The sequence below is a fragment of the Deferrivibrio essentukiensis genome, from assembly GCF_020480685.1.
GTDB lineage: Bacteria > Chrysiogenota > Deferribacteres > Deferribacterales > Deferrivibrionaceae > Deferrivibrio > Deferrivibrio essentukiensis.
Window position 1 is genome coordinate 1 of record NZ_JAJAFU010000046.1, and the last position, 1,643, is coordinate 1,643.

Annotated in this window: 1 protein-coding gene; it reads right to left on the minus strand. The window is 31.2% G+C overall.

Going from position 1 to position 1,643, the window contains the following annotated elements:
• Window positions 1-223 precede the first annotated feature (223 nt).
• The gene (locus LF845_RS11655; RefSeq protein WP_242821185.1) at window positions 224-1,540 is read right to left on the minus strand and encodes an IS1380 family transposase; all 1,317 of its coding nucleotides are present in this window, start codon (window positions 1,538-1,540) and stop codon (window positions 224-226) included.
• Window positions 1,541-1,643 lie beyond the last annotated feature (103 nt).

Consider the following 1,643-nt stretch of genomic DNA (forward strand, 5'->3'; position numbering starts at 1 on the left):
TGTATTGATCTTTAATCCTGCAATAGAAATATTTTTTTGTTAATTGTGGTATTTTGATGCATTTAAGACCATCTTATTTCACTAAATTTTATGTAGAAACTCAATTACGTCATATTTTCTCCCATAAAATAGTATAATTTTACAAAAATTAGCCCATATTTGGATGCACCTCCACTGTCAACTTCCTAAACAAAATCAATAAGAAACCTTTTTTAACAAGATATCAAATCTTCAAGCACTCATTCCTCCAAAATTGTATTCTTTTTAACATTCCTAAATCACAGCATAACTTCAATATTATCTGCCTGCCATGAGATATTAACTTGCCTCCAATAGAAAGTATCAGATATCTGATACTTTTTACCTGCCTATTTACAAAATCACTTTGTAATATGTTATTCTTAAGAAAGATTATTAAATTATAGGCAAGCATGCCTACCTTAAACCAAAGTCCATTTGCACCAAGACTACCTGAAGGCAAATGATTTAAATCAAATCCGTATTTAGCTTCTTTTATATAATATTCACACTCACCCCTCTTATTGTAGAAATGAACTACTTCTTCTGCAGATTTGGTAGAATTTGTTGCTATAGCTTTATAAACATAATTGTCACCTAATAATTCAGGTATACTTAAAGAAGGCTTTATGAGCTTCTTTTTTAAAACTACAACTCTAAAGCTTTCTTTGCTCTTATTCATACTGTGAATAAATTCACTGACCTCTTCGTTATCAACTAAACTACCATAACGGTCTTTATAAGGTCTCCATGAATCTTCAGAAATATTAGCAATCCCATTCAGAATAGATATGTCTTTATCTGCTCCAATATAAAATTCTATACCCGCACTATTACAGTAATTTATTATATCTGCTTGATATGCTGCTGAATCACTTCGAAATCCAGATACTTTTATGCCTGATAATGATAATTTATCTGAGGCTCTTTTTAATTGGGACAATATTCCTGTAACAGCTGATATATTTCCCTCCCTGAACTCTTCGTCAATACAATAACCTATGTCAGATACAAAGCAGCATAATGAACTATAAGACTTAAATCCCTTGTAACAAATCTTAGCCTCTTCATTATACACTTGCATATAAGTAGCATCTATATCAAGTGTAACTTCTTTCTTGTTTAAATGCTTTAATGATTTTATCGCTATAGTAGAAAGTAAAGTGCCTATCGCTTTGATAGAAGTACTATTTGCAACTGATAAAGATTCTCCTGAATATTCTTTAAAAAATCTACCTATTGTCGTACTGTCAGGAACAACTTTAAGATTAAATATCTCACAAAGTGCTTTATCTGACTTTAATTTATCTACATCTGAATAACCTCTGCCTCCAAGTATCATTGATAATAAAACTGGTATTATTTTAGAAGAAGGTAGCAAGCCTGCATTTGACTTAGGTAAAGGAAGATTCTTATCAATATAGTCTCTTATTCCAAGACTCTTAAGCAATTCACTTAATACTATAGCTCCACCAAATGGCGTAATTTTTTCTTTGCTTTCTTTTAATTTTATTGGTATCATTCCACCCATTGCAAGTCACCCCCTTGGTGTATTTTTTGTTATGGGTTAAACATTATTCTACAACAAGTTAAAGGTGGCTTGCAACTCCTATTGCAGGATTAAA